The sequence below is a fragment of the Prescottella subtropica genome (assembly GCF_005434945.1).
Taxonomy (GTDB): Bacteria; Actinomycetota; Actinomycetes; order Mycobacteriales; family Mycobacteriaceae; genus Prescottella; species Prescottella subtropica.
In genome coordinates, this window is the sequence record NZ_SKCH01000005.1 from 26,417 (window position 1) to 45,064 (window position 18,648).

At 69.4% G+C, this 18,648-nt stretch carries 16 protein-coding genes, 1 pseudogene and 1 riboswitch; of the genes and pseudogenes, 9 read left to right on the forward strand and 8 right to left on the reverse strand.

Going from position 1 to position 18,648, the window contains the following annotated elements; translation table 11 throughout:
* Positions 1-242 precede the first annotated feature (242 nt).
* The 7 genes from odhI (at position 243) to E0497_RS07255 (ending at position 7,472) form a co-directional block, all read left to right on the forward strand.
* The gene (gene odhI / locus E0497_RS07225) at positions 243-737 is read left to right on the forward strand and encodes an oxoglutarate dehydrogenase inhibitor Odhl (protein WP_137724119.1); all 495 of its coding nucleotides are present in this window, start codon (positions 243-245) and stop codon (positions 735-737) included.
* Positions 734-1,471 carry a transcriptional regulator FtsR gene (gene ftsR, locus E0497_RS07230; protein WP_137724120.1) on the forward strand — a complete coding sequence of 246 codons (738 nt, stop codon included), beginning with the start codon at positions 734-736 and terminating at the stop codon, positions 1,469-1,471. Before odhI ends, ftsR begins: the two co-directional genes overlap by 4 nt.
* 61 nt (positions 1,472-1,532) lie before the next feature.
* The gene (locus tag E0497_RS07235; RefSeq protein WP_137724121.1) at positions 1,533-2,006 is read left to right on the forward strand and encodes a bifunctional nuclease family protein; all 474 of its coding nucleotides are present in this window, start codon (positions 1,533-1,535) and stop codon (positions 2,004-2,006) included.
* Between the two features lie 232 nt (positions 2,007-2,238).
* Positions 2,239-2,829, forward strand: coding sequence for a MerR family transcriptional regulator (locus tag E0497_RS07240; protein ID WP_137724122.1), 591 nt, complete (start codon positions 2,239-2,241; stop codon positions 2,827-2,829).
* Between the two features lie 16 nt (positions 2,830-2,845).
* Positions 2,846-2,952, forward strand: a riboswitch (glycine riboswitch).
* A gap of 159 nt (positions 2,953-3,111) precedes the next feature.
* A complete protein-coding gene (gene gcvP, locus E0497_RS07245) occupies positions 3,112-5,949 on the forward strand; it encodes an aminomethyl-transferring glycine dehydrogenase (RefSeq protein ID WP_137724123.1) in 2,838 nt (945 codons plus the stop codon).
* 184 nt (positions 5,950-6,133) lie between these two features.
* The gene (locus E0497_RS07250; protein ID WP_137724124.1) at positions 6,134-6,982 is read left to right on the forward strand and encodes a class I SAM-dependent methyltransferase; all 849 of its coding nucleotides are present in this window, start codon (positions 6,134-6,136) and stop codon (positions 6,980-6,982) included.
* Positions 6,983-7,031: 49 nt separating this feature from the next.
* Positions 7,032-7,472, forward strand: coding sequence for a hypothetical protein (locus E0497_RS07255; protein ID WP_137724125.1), 441 nt, complete (start codon positions 7,032-7,034; stop codon positions 7,470-7,472).
* A 79-nt stretch (positions 7,473-7,551) separates the two neighbouring features.
* On the opposite strand, the gene E0497_RS07260 is transcribed toward E0497_RS07255, so the two are convergent.
* From E0497_RS07260 to E0497_RS07285, 6 genes are all read right to left on the reverse strand, one after another.
* Positions 7,552-9,846: a helix-turn-helix transcriptional regulator gene (locus E0497_RS07260; RefSeq protein ID WP_137724126.1), complete on the reverse strand. Its 2,295-nt coding sequence runs from the start codon at positions 9,844-9,846 to the stop codon at positions 7,552-7,554.
* Positions 9,847-9,857: 11 nt separating this feature from the next.
* Positions 9,858-10,997, reverse strand: a complete 1,140-nt coding sequence (locus E0497_RS07265) for a metallophosphoesterase (RefSeq protein ID WP_137724127.1) — start codon at positions 10,995-10,997, stop codon at positions 9,858-9,860.
* On the reverse strand, positions 10,994-12,181 hold the full coding sequence (locus E0497_RS07270; protein WP_241665766.1) for a VWA domain-containing protein: 1,188 nt from the start codon (positions 12,179-12,181) through the stop codon (positions 10,994-10,996). The genes E0497_RS07265 and E0497_RS07270 overlap by 4 nt, the downstream gene beginning before the upstream one ends.
* A 93-nt stretch (positions 12,182-12,274) precedes the next feature.
* Positions 12,275-14,470, reverse strand: coding sequence for a malate synthase G (locus E0497_RS07275; protein WP_137724129.1), 2,196 nt, complete (start codon positions 14,468-14,470; stop codon positions 12,275-12,277).
* A 508-nt stretch (positions 14,471-14,978) separates the two neighbouring features.
* Positions 14,979-15,341 carry a type II toxin-antitoxin system RelE family toxin gene (locus E0497_RS07280; protein ID WP_137724130.1) on the reverse strand — a complete coding sequence of 121 codons (363 nt, stop codon included), beginning with the start codon at positions 15,339-15,341 and terminating at the stop codon, positions 14,979-14,981.
* A gap of 7 nt (positions 15,342-15,348) precedes the next feature.
* A complete protein-coding gene (locus E0497_RS07285) occupies positions 15,349-15,633 on the reverse strand; it encodes a type II toxin-antitoxin system Phd/YefM family antitoxin (RefSeq protein ID WP_137724131.1) in 285 nt (94 codons plus the stop codon).
* A gap of 314 nt (positions 15,634-15,947) precedes the next feature.
* Here E0497_RS07285 and E0497_RS07290 point away from each other — a divergent pair, with 314 nt between their 5' ends.
* Together E0497_RS07290 and E0497_RS20770 are read left to right on the forward strand one after the other, a co-directional pair.
* Complete coding sequence (locus E0497_RS07290) at positions 15,948-17,291, forward strand: GreA/GreB family elongation factor (protein ID WP_241665767.1); 1,344 nt, start codon at positions 15,948-15,950, stop codon at positions 17,289-17,291.
* A 234-nt stretch (positions 17,292-17,525) separates the two neighbouring features.
* Positions 17,526-17,642: pseudogene (locus tag E0497_RS20770) on the forward strand (type II toxin-antitoxin system YoeB family toxin); the annotation flags it as partial.
* Positions 17,643-17,645: 3 nt separating this feature from the next.
* Here the strand turns inward: E0497_RS20770 and E0497_RS07300 are convergent.
* On the reverse strand, positions 17,646-18,104 hold the full coding sequence (locus tag E0497_RS07300) for a macro domain-containing protein (protein ID WP_137724133.1): 459 nt from the start codon (positions 18,102-18,104) through the stop codon (positions 17,646-17,648).
* 38 nt (positions 18,105-18,142) lie between these two features.
* Positions 18,143-18,598 (reverse strand): hypothetical protein, encoded by a 456-nt coding sequence (locus E0497_RS20400; RefSeq protein WP_161987392.1) that lies wholly within the window; start codon positions 18,596-18,598, stop codon positions 18,143-18,145.
* Positions 18,599-18,648: the final 50 nt, after the last annotated feature.

Genomic DNA, 18,648 nt, shown 5'->3' on the forward strand with positions numbered 1-18,648 from the left:
CCGGAGTCCCTCGCGGGATTTCGCGGATCGCCGCACGGCCTGTCCACCTACACGCACCGTCACTCTCAGGGTACGGTCGAGGGGAACGCAATGCCGTGTCGGTGTGCTGATCCGCATCGGAATGTGATCGTGGCCGAGATTCGTCTGGGCCTAGTTGTATCGCGTGCAGTTGTGTCGCGTGCACCGGATGTCCTCGGCAGTGCCGAAAGCATCCGGTGCACCCGGACTGAGGAGGAGAAACGGTGACCGAGAACGGCAACGATGCGGTTTACGGAGAGACGCCGGCCGAGACCACGTCGGTTTTCCGTGCGGACTTCCTGGGCGAGATGGACAGTGCGGCGGCGCAGACCGCCGAGGCGCCCGTCTCCGGAGTCGAGGGTCTGCCCGCAGGCTCTGCGCTGCTCGTCGTGAAGCGGGGCCCGAACGCCGGTTCGCGGTTCCTGCTCGACCAGCCGACCACGTCGGCCGGTCGGCATCCCGACAGCGACATCTTCCTGGACGACGTCACGGTCAGCCGCCGCCATGCGGAGTTCCGGCAGGACGACGACGAGTTCCAGGTGGTCGACGTGGGCAGCCTCAACGGCACCTACGTCAACCGTGAGCCTGTCGACTCGGCGGTCCTCGCGAACGGTGACGAGGTGCAGATCGGCAAGTTCCGACTGGTGTTCCTGACCGGCCCCCGCACGGGCGGCGGCTCGCAGATCGGCGAATCCGCGGCAGGTGCGGGCAACCAATGACCGCTGTTCGGCAGGAAGCCGCCGCGGGCATGTCCATCGGGACTGTCCTCGACCGGCTCCGTCCGGATTTTCCGGACGTGACGATCTCCAAGATCCGGTTCCTCGAAGCGGAGGGACTGATCAGCCCGGAGCGGACCCCGTCCGGATATCGGCGGTTCTCGATCGCCGACGTCGAACGGCTGCGGTACGTACTCACCGCGCAACGGGACCAGTACCTGCCGTTGAAGGTGATCAAGGAACAGCTCGAGGCGATCGACAAGGGTGTGGCGACAGTGGGCGCCGTGGATTCGGTTCCCCGGCGCCCCCGCCCGCTCGCCGTCGCACCGGGGGAGGTCTCTCCCGAGGAGTTCCGTGCCGACCGTGAGGTGCGGATCAGCCGGGACGACCTGATCATCCGCTCCGGTATCGACGACAAGTTCCTCACCGAACTGCTGCGCAGTGGACTCGTCGTGCCCGGGGCGGCCGGCTTCTTCGACGAGGACGCCGTCACGCTGGCCCGCACTGCACGGGCCATGTCGGAGTTCGGACTCGAGGTGCGGCATCTGCGGGCGTTCAAGCTCGCCGCCGATCGCGAGGCGAGTCTCGTCGCGCAGATCGCCGGGCCGGTCGCGAAGGGCCGGGACTCGGGTGCCCGCGCTCGGGCCGAGGAAATGGTGCGGGAGTTGGCCGCACTGTCCTTGACTCTGCACACGTGCCTGGTCAAGGCGGCGGTCCGGGGCGCTCTCGATCGCTGACGGCCCGGACGTGAACGAATAGAATCGGGGAGTAGACCACCGGCCCGAGTTGGAGGATGCGATGAGCGAGATGCGTGTGATCGGTATCCGTGTCGAACAGCCGCAGAACCAACCGGTGTTGCTGCTGCGCGAGACCGACGGCGAACGTTATCTGCCGATCTGGATCGGGCAGACGGAGGCCACCGCGATCGCCCTCGAACAGCAGGGCGTCGAACCCGCGCGCCCACTCACCCACGATTTGATCAAGGACCTTCTCGACGCCTTCGGGCACACCCTGCTCGAGGTGCGGATCGTGGATCTGCAGGCCGGCACCTTCTATGCGGATCTGGTGTTCGAGGGTGACGTGCGGGTCTCGGCCCGGCCGTCGGATTCGGTGGCCGTCGCGCTGCGGGTGGGGGTGCCGATCTTCGTCGAGGAGAACGTGCTCGCCGAGGCGGGTCTGGTGATGCCGGACGAACGCGAGGACGAGGTCGAGAAGTTCAAGGAGTTCCTCGAGTCGGTGTCACCGGACGATTTCAAGGCCACGGACGGCTGACTCCTCGAACGGTCGCGTGTGTGCGACGACAGGTCGGTTCCACATGGTGGACGCTTGACCAACTTATTCAACTTTCGAGTAGATGATCCTGGTGTGTCGCATTGACCCACGTTTGTCGGGGTTCTAGCGTCTGAGCCCGAACGTCCGCCGCGCCGTGAGTCCACGGCGTACGCTGAGTGCATCCACCGATCGGGTTCACTCGAAGTTACGAGTGCGCGAGAGGGAGTAGTCCGTGGGAGAACGGCAGCATCAACACCAGTCCGGCGGCGCTGACATCAGCGATGTGCAGCCGGGCCTGTTCCCCGACAACCGGGTGCCCGACGAACTCGTCGGCTACCGCGTCCCCACCGCATGCCAGATCGCCGGCATCACCTATCGGCAACTCGACTACTGGGCGCGCACCAATCTGGTCGTCCCGTCTATTCGCGGTGCGGCCGGTTCGGGCAGTCAGCGGCTGTACTCGTTCAAGGACATCCTGGTCCTCAAGATCGTCAAACGCCTGCTCGACACCGGGATCTCGCTGCAGAACATCCGCGTCGCCGTCGACCATCTCCGGGGCCGCGGGGTCGCCGACCTGGCGCGCATCACCCTGTTCTCCGACGGCATCACCGTGTACGAGTGCACGTCCGCCGAGGAGGTCGTCGACCTGCTCCAGGGCGGGCAGGGCGTCTTCGGGATCGCGGTCAGCGGCGCGATGCGCGAATTGACCGGCACCATCGCGAACTTCCCCGCCGAACGCGCCGACGGCGGCGACACCACCGACCGACCCGAGGACGAACTGGCGTCCCGTCGGCGCAACAAGGGCGACCGCAAGACCGGTTGATAGACTGTCCGGGCGTCGACGTCGCGCGGGAGAGTTCCGTGCGGGCACCAGCTGTCTGCACGGACGCCGAAGGAGCAACACCTCCCCGTCAATCTCTCAGGCACCCGGGACCGTGCGGGCTACGACGCCTCTGGAAAGCGGTGGGAGCACCCACCCGCCCACGGGGAAAGGCGTAAGCCGAATCTCTCAGGCGCTCGGATCGTTCCGGGCAGGCGACAGAGGGGGAGGACCGTTCCGTGTCCGGAACGCATCCTGTACCTGTCGAACCGCCTGGGAGTTCACTTGATCGACGCTCGTAGCCACTCGTTCGCCGACCGTCACGTCGGCCCCGATGCGGGCGAGTTGGCGCGCATCCTCGACGTCGTCGGCGTCGCCTCGCTCGACGAACTGGCCGCCCGTGCCGTGCCCGCGAGTATTCTCGATCCGTCGACGAACGGCGTCGCCGCCGGCCTCGATGCGCTCGGTGAGCCGCTGTCCGAGCACGACGCGCTGGCCACGCTCACGGAACTCGCCGGACGGAACACGACGGCCGTCTCGATGATCGGCCTCGGCTACTACGACACCCTCACCCCGCCGGTGCTGGTGCGCAACATCCTCGAGAACCCGGCCTGGTACACCGCCTACACGCCGTACCAGCCGGAGATCAGCCAGGGCCGGCTCGAGGCCCTGCTCAACTTCCAGACGATGATCGCCGACCTGACCGGCATGGAGATCGCGAACTCGTCGATGCTCGACGAGGGCACCGCCGCCGCCGAGGCGATGACGCTGCTGCGTCGCGCGTCGCGCAGCACGTCCCCGCGGTTCGTCATCGACACCGACCTGTTCCCGCAGACCCGCGCGATCGTCGTCACCCGCGCCGAGCCGCTCGGCATCGAGATCGTCGAGGCCGACCTCACCCGCGGGCTGCCGGACGGCGACTTCTACGGTGTCCTCGCGCAGGTTCCGGGTGCGTCGGGCCGGGTCGTCGACCACGCCGCGCTCATCGCGGCCGCCCACGACCGCGGCGCCCTCGTCGCCGTCGGCGCCGACCTGCTCGCGCTGACGCTGCTCACCCCGCCCGGCGAGATGGGTGCGGACGCGTGTTTCGGCACCACACAGCGGTTCGGTGTCCCGATGGGCTTCGGCGGCCCGCACGCCGGCTACCTCGCCGTCCACGCCAAGCTCGCCCGCCAGCTGCCGGGCCGGCTCGTCGGCCTGTCCGTCGACGCCGACGGCAACAAGGCGTACCGGCTCGCGCTGCAGACCCGGGAACAGCACATTCGCCGTGAGAAGGCGACCAGCAACATCTGCACCGCGCAGGTGCTGCTCGCCGTCGTCGCCGCGATGTACGCCTCCTACCACGGCGCGGAGGGCCTGAAGGCCATCGCGCAGCGCGTCCACGGCCATGCCGCCCGCCTCGCGACCGGTCTGCGGGCCGCCGGCGTCGACGTCGTGCACGAGCAGTTCTTCGACACCGTCCTGGCGCACGTGCCGGGCCGGGCCGCGGACGTCGTCGCCCGCGCGAAGGCGTGGAACGTCAACCTGCGTCTCGTCGACGCCGACCACGTCGGGATCGCGTGCGACGAGGCCACCACCGATGTGCACGTCGACTCCGTGCTCGCCGCGTTCGGGTCGTCCACCGTGGCCGCGCACATCCCGGCGCCGTTCGGTGACCGCACGTCGGAGTACCTGCAGCACGAGTCGTTCCGCAGGTACCGCACCGAGACCGCGATGCTGCGCTACCTGCGGTCCCTGTCCGACAAGGACATCGCCCTCGACCGCAGCATGATCCCGCTCGGCTCGTGCACCATGAAGCTCAACGCGACCGCCGAGATGGAGCCCATCACGTGGCCCGGCTTCTCGAAGCTGCACCCGTTCGCGCCGGTCGCGGACGTGCCCGGCATGCTGCAGGTGATCACGGATCTGCAGGACTGGCTGGTCGCCATCACCGGCTACGACGCGGTCAGCCTGCAGCCCAACGCGGGCAGCCAGGGCGAGTACGCGGGCCTGCTCGCGATCCGCAACTATCACCTGTCCCGCGGGGACGATCACCGCACGGTGTGCCTGATCCCGTCGAGCGCGCACGGCACCAACGCCGCGTCCGCGGTCATGGCCGGCATGCGGGTCGTCGTGGTCGCGTGCCGCGAGAACGGTGACGTCGACGTCGACGACCTGCGCGCCAAGGTCGCCGAGCACGCCACCGACCTGTCCACGATCATGATCACCTACCCGTCGACACACGGCGTGTACGAGCACGAGATCGGCGAGATCTGCGCGGCCGTGCACGACGCCGGCGGCCAGGTGTACGTCGACGGCGCCAACCTCAACGCGCTCGTCGGCCTGGCCCGCCCGGGCCGGTTCGGCGGCGACGTCAGCCACCTGAACCTGCACAAGACGTTCTGCATCCCGCACGGTGGCGGCGGTCCGGGTGTCGGCCCGATCGGTGTCCGCTCGCACCTGGCACCGTTCCTGCCCGGCCATCCGATGGCCCCCGAACTCGGCGGCAGCGGACCGGTGTCGGCGGCACCGTACGGCAGCGCGTCGATCCTGCCGATCACCTGGACGTACATCACGATGATGGGCGCCCAGGGGCTGCGGCGGGCGTCGCTGACGGCGATCGCGTCGGCCAACTACATCGCCCGTCGTCTCGACGAGTACTTCCCGGTGCTGTACACCGGTGAGAACGGAATGGTCGCGCACGAGTGCATCCTGGATCTGCGTCCGCTCACCAAGGAGACCGGTGTGACGGTCGACGACGTCGCGAAGCGTCTGGCGGACTACGGTTTCCACGCGCCGACGATGAGCTTCCCGGTCGCCGGCACCCTGATGGTGGAGCCGACCGAGTCGGAGAACCTCGACGAGATCGACCAGTTCATCGACGCGATGATCGCGATCCGCGGTGAGATCGACCGGGTCGCGGCGGGGGAGTGGCCGGTCGACGACAACCCGCTGCGCGGCGCCCCGCACACCGCCCGGTGCCTCGTTGCCGAATGGAATCACCCGTACTCGCGGGAGATCGCGGTGTACCCGCAGGGGATGGATCGGCCGAAGGTGTGGCCGTCGGTGCGCCGCATCGACGGGGCGCACGGCGACCGCAACCTGGTGTGCTCGTGCCCGCCGATCGAGGCGTTCAGCAGCTGATGCGCCCGCTGAACTGATCTGACGACGTCGGCCCGGATGCCCGAGGGGAGCATCCGGGCCGACGTCGTTCACCGAGGTTGAAACTCCGATCGAGACGGAACAAAAAGAAATACCGAAAACCTCAACTCGGTCGACCCTGAATCTCTCGTTGACCACCTCGACGTCGCAGGCACATGATCGAAGGATGACCGAGGTACCGGGTGCAGCCGGGTCCGAGCGGATCGCGGACCTGTTCGATCTCGTCGCCGACAGCTACGACAACGTCGGCGTGGACTTCTTCGGCCCGATCGCCGAACGATTGGTCGCGGCGGTCGGCCCGCCCGCCGGCGCGCGGGTGCTCGACATCGGCTGTGGTCGGGGCGCGGTGCTGTTCCGGCTCGCCGCGGCGGTCGGCTCGGACGGGGAGGTGACCGGAATCGACCTGTCCCCGAACATGGTGGCTGCGACCGCGCACGACGCCCGCGCGCACGGTCTGGCGAACGTGCACGTGCAGATGATGGACGCGATGGATCCGCGGCTGCCGCAGGGGGCGTTCGACGCGATCACGGCGTCGTTCATGATCTTCTTCCTGCCGGATCCGGCGGCGGCGCTGACCCGCTGGCGGTCGCTGCTGGTGCCGCGGGGGACCGTCGCCGTGTCGACGTTCAGTGCCTGGGATCCGCGGTGGGCGCAACTCGAGGATCTGTTCACGCCCTACCACGGCGAGGGTGGCCGGGACTTCTTCCCGATCGACCCGCGAGATCCGAACGGCCCTTTCGGATCCGATGCCGGCGTCGAAGCGCTGATGCACGAGGCCGGCCTGGTCGACGCACGCTCGACGAGTTTCGAACTCGTACAACGATTCGACGACGCGGCACAGTGGTTCGCGTGGACGCGGTCGCACGGGCAGCGCATGCTGTGGGAGGCGATACCCGCCGAGGAGGTGGACCGGGTACGGGATGCCGCGTTCGAACGTCTCGACGGTTGGCGTGACGACGAGGGGCGGATCACGGCGCGGCACCGCATCCGGATCACGCTCGCGCAGCGACCGTAGCGCGGTTTCCGCACCCGGGGTGCGGCGCGAGCCGACGAGAGGGGGAGCGGTGGCGCGCATTCTGGCCGCGGTGATCACGGTGGCGGTACTCGTCGGGTGCGGGGTGGTGGCGGTGCGGGGGTGGTCGACGCTGTCGCAGACGTCGTCGTCGCGCACGCTCGACGACCGGACTGTCGAGCTGGACGGGAAGCCGGTCACGTGCGCGACCCTGGTCCCGGGCGGCTGCGATTTCGATCTGCAGTTCGCGTTCGACCGGTGGGGCGGCCAGATCGGCGTGTACGCGGCCGCGGATCTGGGTCCGTGGGCGAGGGGGGCGGGGACGTCGCAGTCGGTGGTGCTGGGGCTGCGGGCATGCAGTGTCTCGCGTACGCCGGGGAAGACGTTCCTCGAGTTCGTCGACGTCGCGCATCGCACGGTCCCGGACGCGTCGAGTCCGGAGTTGTTCCCGATCTGGCGGCAGGCACGGACGGTGCTCTGCCCGACCGTGTGACCGGTACCGAACTCTGCGTGATACGGAACTTAAAGAAATACCGAAAAAACCAGGGTACCAACGCACCTCACGACATCACTCAGAGGAGAAGGCCCAGGCCCCGGGCCTTCGTGAGGGCCTCGGCGCGGGAGCCGGCACCGAGTTTCCGGAACAGGGTGCGGCGGTGGGTCTTCACCGTCGAGAGCGACACGAACAGGGTGGCGGCGATGCCGGCGGCGGTCTCCCCGCGGGCGAGTCCGTCGAGGACGTTCCGTTCCCGGGCTGTGAGTTCGGGGACAGCGGGGGTGGCGGCGAACTGTTCGACGGCACCGGAATGCAGAAACCGGGCCAGAGCGTGGCACGGGTGCGGTGACTGTGCGGCCAGGGCTGCGGCGACACCGCGGGGGACGGTGGCGAACGCCGATGCGATACCGGTCCGGTCGGCCAGTTCGCAGGCCCGTGCCCAGGTGCGGGTTGCGGCGGCGACGTGTCCGAGGGCGTGCTGGGCGGCGGACTCGACGAGCAGCGCACCGAGGTACGGCCGGGTGTAGGGGGTGCCGAGCCAGTCGAACCGGCGGCAGGTCCGGATCGCGGCGGTGTGGTCGCCGGTGGCCAGGTGGACGTGGGCGACGGCGAGCGTCGCCCAGGCGGTGTCGCACCGTACGCGGTCGGCGAGGTCGCGGGCACGGGCGGCGTCACCGGCCGCGAGGTGCGCCTCGATCGTGGCGGCGTCGAGCAGGGATCGGACGAACGTGCCACGCGCGCGGGCCCGTTCGTCGGGGAATGCGGTGAGGGTCGCGAGGGCGGTGTCGGGCCGTCCCGCCGCCACCGCGTACCGGCTGCGGGCGTGGACCACGAACGGCCACAGTTCGGTGAGGGCGGGCAGATCGTCGAGGGTGGCGAGGAGGGTGGCCGCCCGGGTGGTGTCGAGTCGGTCGAGGGCGGTGTGGACGCGGGCGACGACGCCGCCGATCCGGGTGAGCGCCTCGACGCGGTCGGTGGCCGGGGGATGCGCGGCCTCGTGGTCGAGCCACTGCTGTACGCGGGTGGGTTCCCCGGCGAGCGCCCAGTGCAGGGCGATGTTCCCGGCGGCGTTGCGGGCGACGAAGCCGACGCGGCGTGCCGTGCCGAGCGTGTAGGCGAGATGCAGTTCGGCAACCGATTCGGTGAAGTCCCCGGCCAGTTGGAGGGTCAGTCCCCACTGCAGTCGCAGGAACGGGATCAGGTCGGCGAGGTCGTCGGGCCGGGTGGCGAGGATGCCGTCGACGGTGGTGCGGATCCGGTCGGTCAGTTCCGCGGCGGTGTCGTAGCGGCCGGCGATGCGCAGCATGATCGCCTGGTGGCCGACGAGTCCGACGGCGCGGGCGACGTCGTCGGACGTGGCGGCCAGGCGCAGGTCGGTGACGCCGCGGGTGACGGTCTCGCGGTGCAGGTCGCCGGCGAGGTGGGCGAGGAGTTCGCGGCCCTCCCGGAAACCGGGGTGTGCGTCGAGGACGGGTCGGGGGATCGCGAACAGGGTGTCGCGCAGGAGTTCCAGGTGGTCGCCGACGAGCATGATCCAGTGGTCGGCGACGAGGTCGACGGCGAGAGTCCAGTCCTGTGCGTCGGTGGCGCAACGGAGGGCGCCGGCGATGTCGCCGCGGACCCGGAGGTGGTGGGCGAGGCGGGCCGAGCGGGTGGCCGCGTCCGGGCCGGTCTGCAGGTCGCGGAGGACGGCGCGGACGGGGGCGGGTATCCGCCAGGACGGTCCGGTCGGGGTGTCGCGGTGTTCGACGAGTCCGGCGGTGTCGAGGGCGTCGAGGAGTGGTTCGGGGTCCGGGCCGGCGCCGAGATGGCGGGCGATGTCGGTGGTGAGGGTGGGGGCGGTCGCGAGGTCGAGGAGCAGTGCGCGGTGTGCGGGGTGGGCGTCGTCGAGGATGGCCCGGATGCGGGTGGGGTCGTCGTCGTGCAGGGCGGTGAGGTCGTCGGCGGTGAGGAGGTCGTGGGTCGGGTCGAGGAGCAGGGGGTCGGTGAAGTGTCGGCGTCCGACGACGGTGACGAGCACCTCGAGGTGCGGGCACTGTTCGACGAGGTCGAGGATCTGTCGGTCGACGGTCGGGTCGGCGATCAGGTCGATCCGTTCGAGGGCGAGGCGCAGTGGGGTGTCGGGGTCGGTGAGGTCTGGGACGCCGGCGGCGGTGAGGGCGTCGGCGCAGTGCTGCCGGAAGTCGGTGTCCCGGGGCGGGGGCGGGACGTGGACGCCGACGCGTCCGAACTCCGGTGCGGCCGCGGTCCAGGCTGCGGCGAGTGCCGCCTTGCCGGTGCCGTGGGGGGCGCGGACGAGGATGAGTGGGGTGCCGCGGTCGAGGCGGGCCGACAGGTCGGGGGGAAGTGTTCGGGGTGGTGCAGACGTCACATCATGATCATCTACCGGGATGGGCGGATTGTTTCGATGATCGTGATTTCCGGTGGGGCGCCGACCCGGACCGGGGGACCCCACGCGCCGGCACCGTAGGAGGTGTACAGGACGGTGTCGCCGATGCGGTCGAGGCCGGTGACGGAGGGTTGCTGCAGGGGTACCAGGTAGCGCAGCGGCCACATCTGGCCGCCGTGGGTGTGTCCGGACAGTTGTAGGTCGACGCCGAGTTCGGACGCTTCGATCGCCTGTTTCGGCTGGTGGGCGAGGAGGAGGACGAACCGGTCGGGGTCGCGTCCGGTGAGGGCGGCGGGCAGGTCCGGTTCGTACGGTGCGGGGGAGGTGCGGTCGTGGATGCCGGCGAGGTCGATGACGGCGTCGTCGCGGCGGATCTCGACGCGTTCGTTGCGGAGGGTGCGGATGCCGAGGGTGTCCCACAGGTCGAGCCAGCGGCCGCCGTCGCCGGCGTAGAACTCGTGGTTGCCGCTGACCCCGAACACGCCGAGGGGGGCGTGCAGGTCCGCGAGGGGTGCGAGGTCGGGGCCGACCTTGGTGACGGTGCCGTCGACGAGGTCGCCGCCGAGCAGGATCAGGTCCGGTTGCTGTGCGGTGACGAGGTCGACGACCCTGCGGGTGAATCCGATGCCGCGGGCGGGGCCGACGTGCAGGTCGGTGACGAGGGCGATGCGGGTGCCGGTGAACCGGTCGGGGAGCCGGTCGAGGGGGATGCGGACGTGGCGGATGCGGGGGGTGTGGGCTTCGGTGACGCCGTAGCCGGCGGCGCCGACGGCAGCGAGGGTGACGGCGGCGGTGGCGCCGCGCAGCACGGTGCGCCGGGAAGGGTCGGTGGGTTGCGGGTGTCCGGTGAGGCGGGCGATGCCGGAGCCGGCGGCGACGACGAGCAGGCCGAGGACCAGGTAGAGCAGGGCGGCGAGCCATACCCAGCCGACGAATCCGGGGATCCGCGCCCAGGTGGGGTCGAACACCTCGCCGGCGCCGATGCCGACGAGGGCGAGCACCCACGCGGTGATCAGGGTGGCGCCGGCGGTGTGGGCGGGCCGTCCGGTGAGGCCGGTGGCGCGGACCAGGCGTCGGTGTACCCACCAGGTGACGAGGGCGAGGAAGACGCCGAAGACGGCGATGCGGATCACGGCTGTCCCAGCATGGTGGTGAGGGCGGCGGCCAGTTCGGGGCCGTGCGCGTCGGGGACGGTGACGAGGGTGCCGCCGGTGCGGTCGGTGACCTGCTCGAGGGTGGCGCGGTCTGGGTCGTTGCGGTCGTCGCCGAGGAAGATGACGTCGATGCGGACGGGGTGGGCGGCGGTGGCGAGGGCCTGCTCGAGTCCGGCGGTGCCGGTGCCGGAGTCGTCGGGTCCGTCGGTGATGAGCAGTACCGAGTTGGTGCGGCCGTCGGTGTAGCCGTCGACGGCGGCGGTGTGGGCGGCGGTCAGCGACGTGTACGTGGAGGTGGCGGTGCGGGGGCGCAGGCCACGCAGTTCGGTGGCGAGTCGGGTGCGACGGTCGTCGTCGGCGAGCGGTCCGGTGGGGACCTCGATCCGGTAGGGCTTGGTGGCGTCGAGGCCACGGCTGTACACCCACAGGCCGAGGTTCGTGTCGTCGGGAAGGGTGTCGATGCGGGTGGTGAGGGCGGCGGCGGTGTTGTTCAGTCGGGTGCCGGTGAGGTCGTCGGCGCCCATGGAGCCGGAGACGTCGAGCAGGATCGTGGTGGTCCGGCCGGCCGGTGCGGGCGCGGGGGCGGGAGGGTCGACGGTGTCGAATCCGGCGGCGGTCAGGGTCTGCTGCTGTTCGGGTTTGCGGAGGTAGTCGACGAAGGCGGCGGCGGCGCGGGCGGCGGTGTCGTCGACCCAGGTGGTGTCGAGGATCGCGGCGGGGCGGCCGGCGACCGGTTTGGGTCCGCCGTCGAGCACGCCGGCGGGGACCCGATCGGTGGCGGCGGTGGATGTCGGGATCCACAGGGCCGGGGCGGGGCCGAGGGTGTCGGTCCAGGTGCCGTCGGTCAGGGCGGCGACGGCGGCGTCGGTGGCGGCGTCGTGCACGGCGACGGTGATGCAGTGGTCGCGGACCACGGGGCGGGTGCCGGTGAAGCGGGCGGCGAGTTCACGGATCGGGGGGGCGAGGGCGGGGTCGGCGGCGACGGTGAGGGTGGCGGCGCCCTCGACGCAGAGGCCGGCGGCGGCGGTGCCCTGCTCGTCGGTGCGGTCCCGCAGTTGGAACCAGCCGAGTACCCCGAGGACGAGGAGGAGCACGGCTCCGGCGGCGGCGAGCGGGCCCTTGCTGACGCCGCGGAGGCGCCTGTCATTGCGATGTCGTCCCACGGGTCGCAGTCTAGTGAGCGAGTCGGACATCCCCGACGTGTGCGGCCCCGGCACCGAGGTCGGTGCCGGGGCCGGGTGGGGTGTGGTCGTCGATCAGGCGTGTGCGGCCTTGTACTCGCGGCGGCGGCGGTGCAGGATCGGCTCGGTGTAGCCGCTGGGCTGGGTGGCGCCCTCGAGGATCAGTTCCTTGGCGGCCTGGAAGGCGATGTTGGTGTCGAAGTCGGGGGCCATGTTCCGGTAGGTGGCGTCGCCGGCGTTCTGCCGGTCGACGACCGGGGCCATCCGCTGCAGGCTCGCGACGACATCGGCCTCGGTGACGACGCCGTGCCGGATCCAGTTGGCGAGGAGCTGGCTCGAGATGCGCAGGGTGGCGCGGTCCTCCATGAGGGCGACGTCGTGGATGTCGGGGACCTTGGAGCAGCCGACACCGGCGTCGATCCAGCGGACGACGTAGCCGAGGATGGACTGGCAGTTGTTGTCCATCTCCTGCTGCTTCTCGGCGTCCGACCAGTCCGTGGACGGGGCGAGGGGGATGGTGAGGATCTGCTCGACCGTCGCCCGCGGGGTGCCCTTGAGCTTCTCCTGGACGGCGAACACGTCGACCTGGTGGTAGTGGGTGGCGTGCAGGGTGGCGCCGGTGGGCGAGGGCACCCACGCGGTGGTGGCGCCGGCGCGGGGGTGGCCGATCTTCTGGTCGAGCATGTCGGCCATCAGGTCGGTCATGGCCCACATGCCCTTGCCGATCTGCGCCTTGCCGTCGAGTCCGCAGGCGAGGCCGGTGTCGACGTTCCAGTCCTCGTAGGCGGCGATCCACGTCTGCTTCTTCATGTCGGCCTTGCGGACCATCGGCCCGGCCTCCATCGAGGTGTGGATCTCGTCGCCGGTGCGGTCGAGGAAACCGGTGTTGATGAACACGACCCGCTCGGCCGCCTCCTGGATGCAGGCGGCGAGGTTGACGGTGGTGCGCCGCTCCTCGTCCATGATGCCGACCTTCATCGTGTTCGCGGGCAGGCCCAGGATCTGCTCGACGCGGCCGAACAGTTCGGTGGTGAACGCGACCTCGTCGGGGCCGTGCTGCTTGGGCTTGACGATGTAGATCGAGCCGGTGCGGGAATTGTCCAGGGGGCCGGTGGCGTCGGTGCGGGACAGGCCGTGGATCGCGCAGGCGCCGGTGATCAGGGCGTCGAGGATGCCCTCCGGGAGTTCCACCCCGTCGGCGTCGAGGATCGCCGGGTTCGTCATGAGGTGGCCGACGTTGCGGACGAACAGCAGGGAGCGGCCGTGCAGGGTCAGTTCCCCGCCGTCCGGCGTGGTGTAGGTGCGGTCACCGTTGAGGGTGCGGGTGACGGTCTTGCCGGCCTTGTCGAACGACTCGGACAGGTCGCCGCGGTTCAGGCCGAGCCAGTTGCGGTAGCCGCCGACCTTGTCGTCGGCGTCGACGGCGGCGACGGAGTCCTCGAAGTCCATGATCGTGGTGATCGCCGACTCGAGCACGACGTCCTCGACGCCGGCGCCGTCGGTCCGCCCGATCGGGGAGGTGGGGTCGATCATGATCTCGATGTGCAGGCCGTGGTTGCGCAGCAGCACCGAGGTGGGGGTGTCGTCGTCGCCGGTGTAGCCGACGAACTTCTCCGGCTGCGCCAGTGTCGTGACGACCTCGCCGCCGAGTTCGACGGCCAGTCTGCCGTCGACGACGCTGTAGCGGGTTGCCTCGGCGTGCGAGCCCTTCGCGAGCGGGGTGGCGGTGTCGAGGAAGTCGCGGGCCCACGCGATGACCTTGTCGCCGCGGACCTTGTTGTAGCCGGGTTTCCCGTTGAGCGTCTTGTCGGCGCCGCCGGTTTCGGGGATGGCGTCGGTGCCGTACAGCGCGTCGTACAGCGAGCCCCAGCGGGCATTGGATGCGTTGAGGGCGAAGCGGGCGTTGAGGACCGGGACCACCAGCTGCGGTCCGGCGGTGGCGGTGATCTCGGTGTCCACGCCCGCGGTGGTCACCTCGAACGGGGCCGGGACGGGCACCAGGTAGCCGATGTCCTGCAGGAACGTCTTGTACTCGGCGGCGTCGAGCGGCTTGCCGGCCCGCTCCCGATGCCAGGCGTCGATCCGGCTCTGGAGATCGTCGCGGGTGGCGAGCAACGCCCGGTTCTTCGGGGCCAGGTCGGCGAACAGCGTCCCGGCGCCCTCCCAGAACGCGGCGGCGTCGACGCCGGTGCCCGGCAGCGCCTCCTCGTTGACGAAATCGTAGAGAACCTTGGCGACCTGAAGACCACCGACCTGCACGCGTTCAGTCATGGAACTGCCTCACTTTTCGGTACCAGCGGCGTCCGCGACGCACGAGGGGTGCGGGGACACCGAACGGGACGAGCACAATGTTACCCGGCAGTAGCTTCCGGGGAAGATCGGTCCGGAACGCGTGTCGGGGCGTCGACGAATACAGCTATCGGCGAGCTGAGGCGCGTGCGGTGGGCGCCGACCGTGACGCGAACACTCGGTACGGGTTCGCGCGCAGTCTCGATCACGATCGGCGAGTGAGCCGATCCGTGACGAATGCTACTGCCGCGGTTGCGGGGTCGCGCGGCGGGGCAGGGCGGGTCCGGTGAACGGTTGGTCGGGTGCGGTGAGTGGTGCGGGAGCGTGCAGCGGGTGCTGCTGCGCGCGAGTCGACACGGTGCGCGCGCAATCGGGCGCGCAGGAGGCGAAGTCGCGCGCGGCGCCTCACGGCTGCGATCGATCGACTCGAGAGCGGTGGCGGGGTCGAGGGCGATCTCGTCGAATGAGGTCCGCGTCGACAGACTCTCGGTCAGGACTTCCAGATGTCGGTGATCATCGCCGTGACTTCCTCGGCGATCGGGCGGTTATCCCAGGTTGCGAGCCTGGATTTGGCGAGCTCGTAGCATTTGTCGTCGGCGCGTTCGGCGATCACCCAGATGACGACGACGGTGTCGTCCGCGTCGACGCGGTAGATGATCCGGCACTGGCGGTCACCGACGACGAGTTTGCGGAACCCGGTGAGGTCGCTGGAGGCCCGACTGCCCAGCGGCTGACCACGTTTCGACGGTTCGCTCTCGAGTTTCCGCAGGGCTTTGACGACGAGTTTCTGCGCGGACTTGTCGAGGTCGGCGAGGTCGTCCTTCGCATCGTCGGTGAGTTCGATCCGGGCCATGTTCGGGTCAGTCCTCGTCGATCCCGAGTTCGGCCACGACATCGTCGAGGGAGTGCCGACGTCCACTGTCGGTGCCGACGCGAACCAGGGTGAGGGCGAGGAACTTGAGGTCCCGCTCGGCCTCCTCGAGTCGCTGGAGGCGCTCCATCTGCTCTGGTCCGATGATGCAGGCGGCGGGGCTGTTGTTCTTCATGACGACGAACGTGCGTCCGTCGCCGGCCTCGGCGATGACCCGGGACAGATCACGGGTCAGCTCCGTGGCGCTGACGATGTCGTTCGAGTCGATCTGCATGGCATCACTGTACCCATGATTCTTTGAAGATTTCTACGGAAAAATGTTTTCCGAGGTGGGCGCCCGCGAAGCGGGGTGTCCGTACACGAACACGTCTCCGGCACGGTCCACATTGCTTCGACGCGAAGGAGTGATCGACCCCGAGGATGACCCGATGCATCCGACGTGATGATGGATGAGGTGCGCTCTTAGCGCGTCGCCGCACCGAATACGATGCAGGCGTGAGTGATCGCCGCGTTCGATTACAGGGGCTACGCCGCCGCGCGAAGCGTCTCCTACCGTCCATATCTCCGAATCCGAAGTGGAACGCAGGAGTGGCTGCCGATGAGCCGCCCATCGCGACATCACTCAAGGACGGGGTGACCGGGGATCAACACCTCACGGTCTCACCGGCCGAAGAAGGGGCGTCACGTGAGGCGGTCATCACGGCGACCCGTCCTGAGTCGCCGTTCGATCGCGAACTCGATCAGTACCGGTTGGCCGCCGAAGAGCTTGCCGTGCAGGAGCAGGGCCTCCGCGCCAAACTGGACGAGTGCCGCGACGGCGGTGACCTGCTGGTGGACTACCGGCAATACGACAGTCAGCTACGTCGGATACAGGCGTGGCAGCGGAATCTGGCGGTCAGCCGGGGGCGGTACATCGCCGACCGGGACCGGCTCGCCGCGTGGGGTTCGACCGAGGACTGGGTTGTGGCCGGGTCCATCGTGACCGTTCGCTATCTGGACGGATCCCGAGACACGTTCGTGCTCACCGAGCGCCACGCCGACACCGAGTACGAGACCGTCTCGTACTCGTCGCCGATGGGCCAGGCTGTCCGGAAGCGGAGGGTGGGCGACAAGGTCTCGCTGCCGGCGGGAGCTCCGCTGGTGATCGACAGCATCATTCCCGGGTTCAGGATGACCGTTTCTCGCGCCGACGGTCTTCAGGAAGCCGATCCGCCCGCTCCTCTCGCACCGAGACGGACGGTGCCGACCGCCGCGACGTCTGGTGAAGCACTTGCCGGGCAACTGTGCCGGGACAAGGCCTATCGCGACGATCTCTTTGGGCGGCGGTACGCCCCGAGTGTTCGGTTGATCAACGAGTACGTTGACGAGTTGCGGTCCCGGCGTCACGTATCCATTCCGTATGTGGCCCCGACCTACGGCGGTATCGACGCACGGTTGCTCACGCTCATGCAAGATCCCGGCCCGAAGACCGACCTGGCCAATGCCGACGGCTCCGGCATGATCTGCCTCGAGAACGTCGACCTCTCGGCCGCTCGGCAGAAGTTCTTCCTGGACGAAGCTGGCATCCGCATTTCGGAGATCGTGTCGTGGAACGCCTACCCGTGGCCGAAGCCGCACCCCCAGACCGGTCGGTCGGATCGCGAGGCGGCCGAGGCGCTTCGCGGGTTCCTCATGCTGATTCCGGGTTTGGAGGTCGTGATCCTCAACGGTGCAGTTGCCAAGCGTGTTTGGCGTGTGCTCGAGGAGATCGACCCCGCGTGCGTGGCCGGCATCTCGTCGTACCCGACATTCCATACGAGCGAACGAGCGGTCAATCCAACCCAGAGGTCTGTCGAGTACATCGCCAACGTCCACGGTGACCTGAGCAGCAAGTACGCAGCAGCTGCCCACCGGTTGCGCAGTACGGGGGCTCATCGTCGTTCGTCCGAGTAGCGGAACCGCTGCTGTTCACCATCGAGAGCGACGCTGCTGATGTTTCCACCGTCAAACGACGGGCTGCTACTCGGGGCTCGATGGGGCGGGGTGGGTCCGGTGAACGGTTGTTCGGGTGCGGTGAGTGGTGCGGGAGCGTGCAGCGGGTGCTGCTGCGCGCAAGTTGACACGGTGCGCGCGCAATCGGGCGCGCAGGAGGCGAAGTCGCGCGCGGCGGTGGCGGTGCGTATTACCCGGGACGGATTCCACGGCCACTGGTCGCGGCGTATCACCGACGAACACCGACTCGTCTACGAAATCGTCGACGACGAGATCCGGATCGCGGCCTGCCGCTACCACTACGGCAGGTGACGGTCAGGGAGTGACAGGGACGTAGAGGCGCACGTCGACGTCGGGCAGTTCGGTGAACGCCTGCCGGATCCGGGGTTCGACGTCGGCCCAGTCGAGTCCGCCGTGACCGCAGCCCAACGGCGGCACTGCAATCGAGGTGATGCCGCGGTCGCGGATCACGCGCACCAGGTCGGTGAGGCCGGTATCGATATCGGCGAGTCGTGACCGGGACCGCCAGTGCCCCTTGGTGGGGAAGTTGACGACGAACCGCGGACTCTCGGGGGCGTCTGTTTCCCACACGTGCATGCAGCCGAGGTGGACCTCACCGGCCCGGCATGCCCGCACATAATCGGTGAACATGTCCGGGTAGGTGCGGCGGAACTGCCGGGCGATGCCCTTGCCCATGACACCGACGGTGTTGACGGCGTTGACGAGAGCGTCGGCGTCGGCGTCGAGCAGGTTTCCGGTGGCGGTGGTGAGCATGCCGGCACGCTATCGGGCGGCACCGACACCGAGCGGTGTCACGCAGTCGGTGTCGCCGCCGCAACCTTGTCCGCCACCGCGCCGAGGTCGATGCCGTCGGCGGCGAGGGCGGGGAGCAGCAGGTCGGCGGTCTTGCCGATCAGGACGACGAGTAGGACGCGCAGGGCGCTGATGTCGGCGGCGATGCGGACCCGGTCGGTGCTGCCGCAGGAGAGTCGCGAGTAGGCCTGTTCGACCATCTGCCATTCGCCGGCGAGGCCCTCGACGAGGAGTTGTGCGCGGCCGACGGGGGCGGCCGCCGGGTACAGGTGTTCTTCGACGGCCCGATGCCACGGGCGCAGGGTGTGTTCGGCGAAGTCGACGACCGCCTTGTGGGCGGCCTCGAAGTCGGGGCCGCCGGGGCCGACGGCCGCGAACACGTCCCGCTCGAGGCCGGCGATCCGGCCGAGCAGTTCGAACATCGTGTCCTGCAACGTTTCCACCGCATCCGTCATGGCCGTCACCGTAGCGGCCCGTCCGTGGCGGCCGGTGTGGTGGTCCCGCT

Bases quoted from the DNA above. Each gene is read 5' to 3' on its own strand.
- ftsR (WP_137724120.1), top strand. From the start codon at position 734: ATGACCGCTGTTCGGCAGGAAGCCGCCGCGGGCATGTCCATCGGGACT.
- E0497_RS07235 (WP_137724121.1), top strand. From the start codon at position 1,533: ATGAGCGAGATGCGTGTGATCGGTATCCGTGTCGAACAGCCGCAGAAC.
- E0497_RS07250 (WP_137724124.1), top strand. From the start codon at position 6,134: ATGACCGAGGTACCGGGTGCAGCCGGGTCCGAGCGGATCGCGGACCTG.
- E0497_RS07275 (WP_137724129.1), bottom strand. From the start codon at position 14,470: ATGACTGAACGCGTGCAGGTCGGTGGTCTTCAGGTCGCCAAGGTTCTC.
- E0497_RS07280 (WP_137724130.1), bottom strand. From the start codon at position 15,341: ATGGCCCGGATCGAACTCACCGACGATGCGAAGGACGACCTCGCCGAC.
- E0497_RS07285 (WP_137724131.1), bottom strand. From the start codon at position 15,633: ATGCAGATCGACTCGAACGACATCGTCAGCGCCACGGAGCTGACCCGT.
- E0497_RS07300 (WP_137724133.1), bottom strand. From the start codon at position 18,104: ATGCTCACCACCGCCACCGGAAACCTGCTCGACGCCGACGCCGACGCT.
- E0497_RS20400 (WP_161987392.1), bottom strand. From the start codon at position 18,598: ATGACGGATGCGGTGGAAACGTTGCAGGACACGATGTTCGAACTGCTC.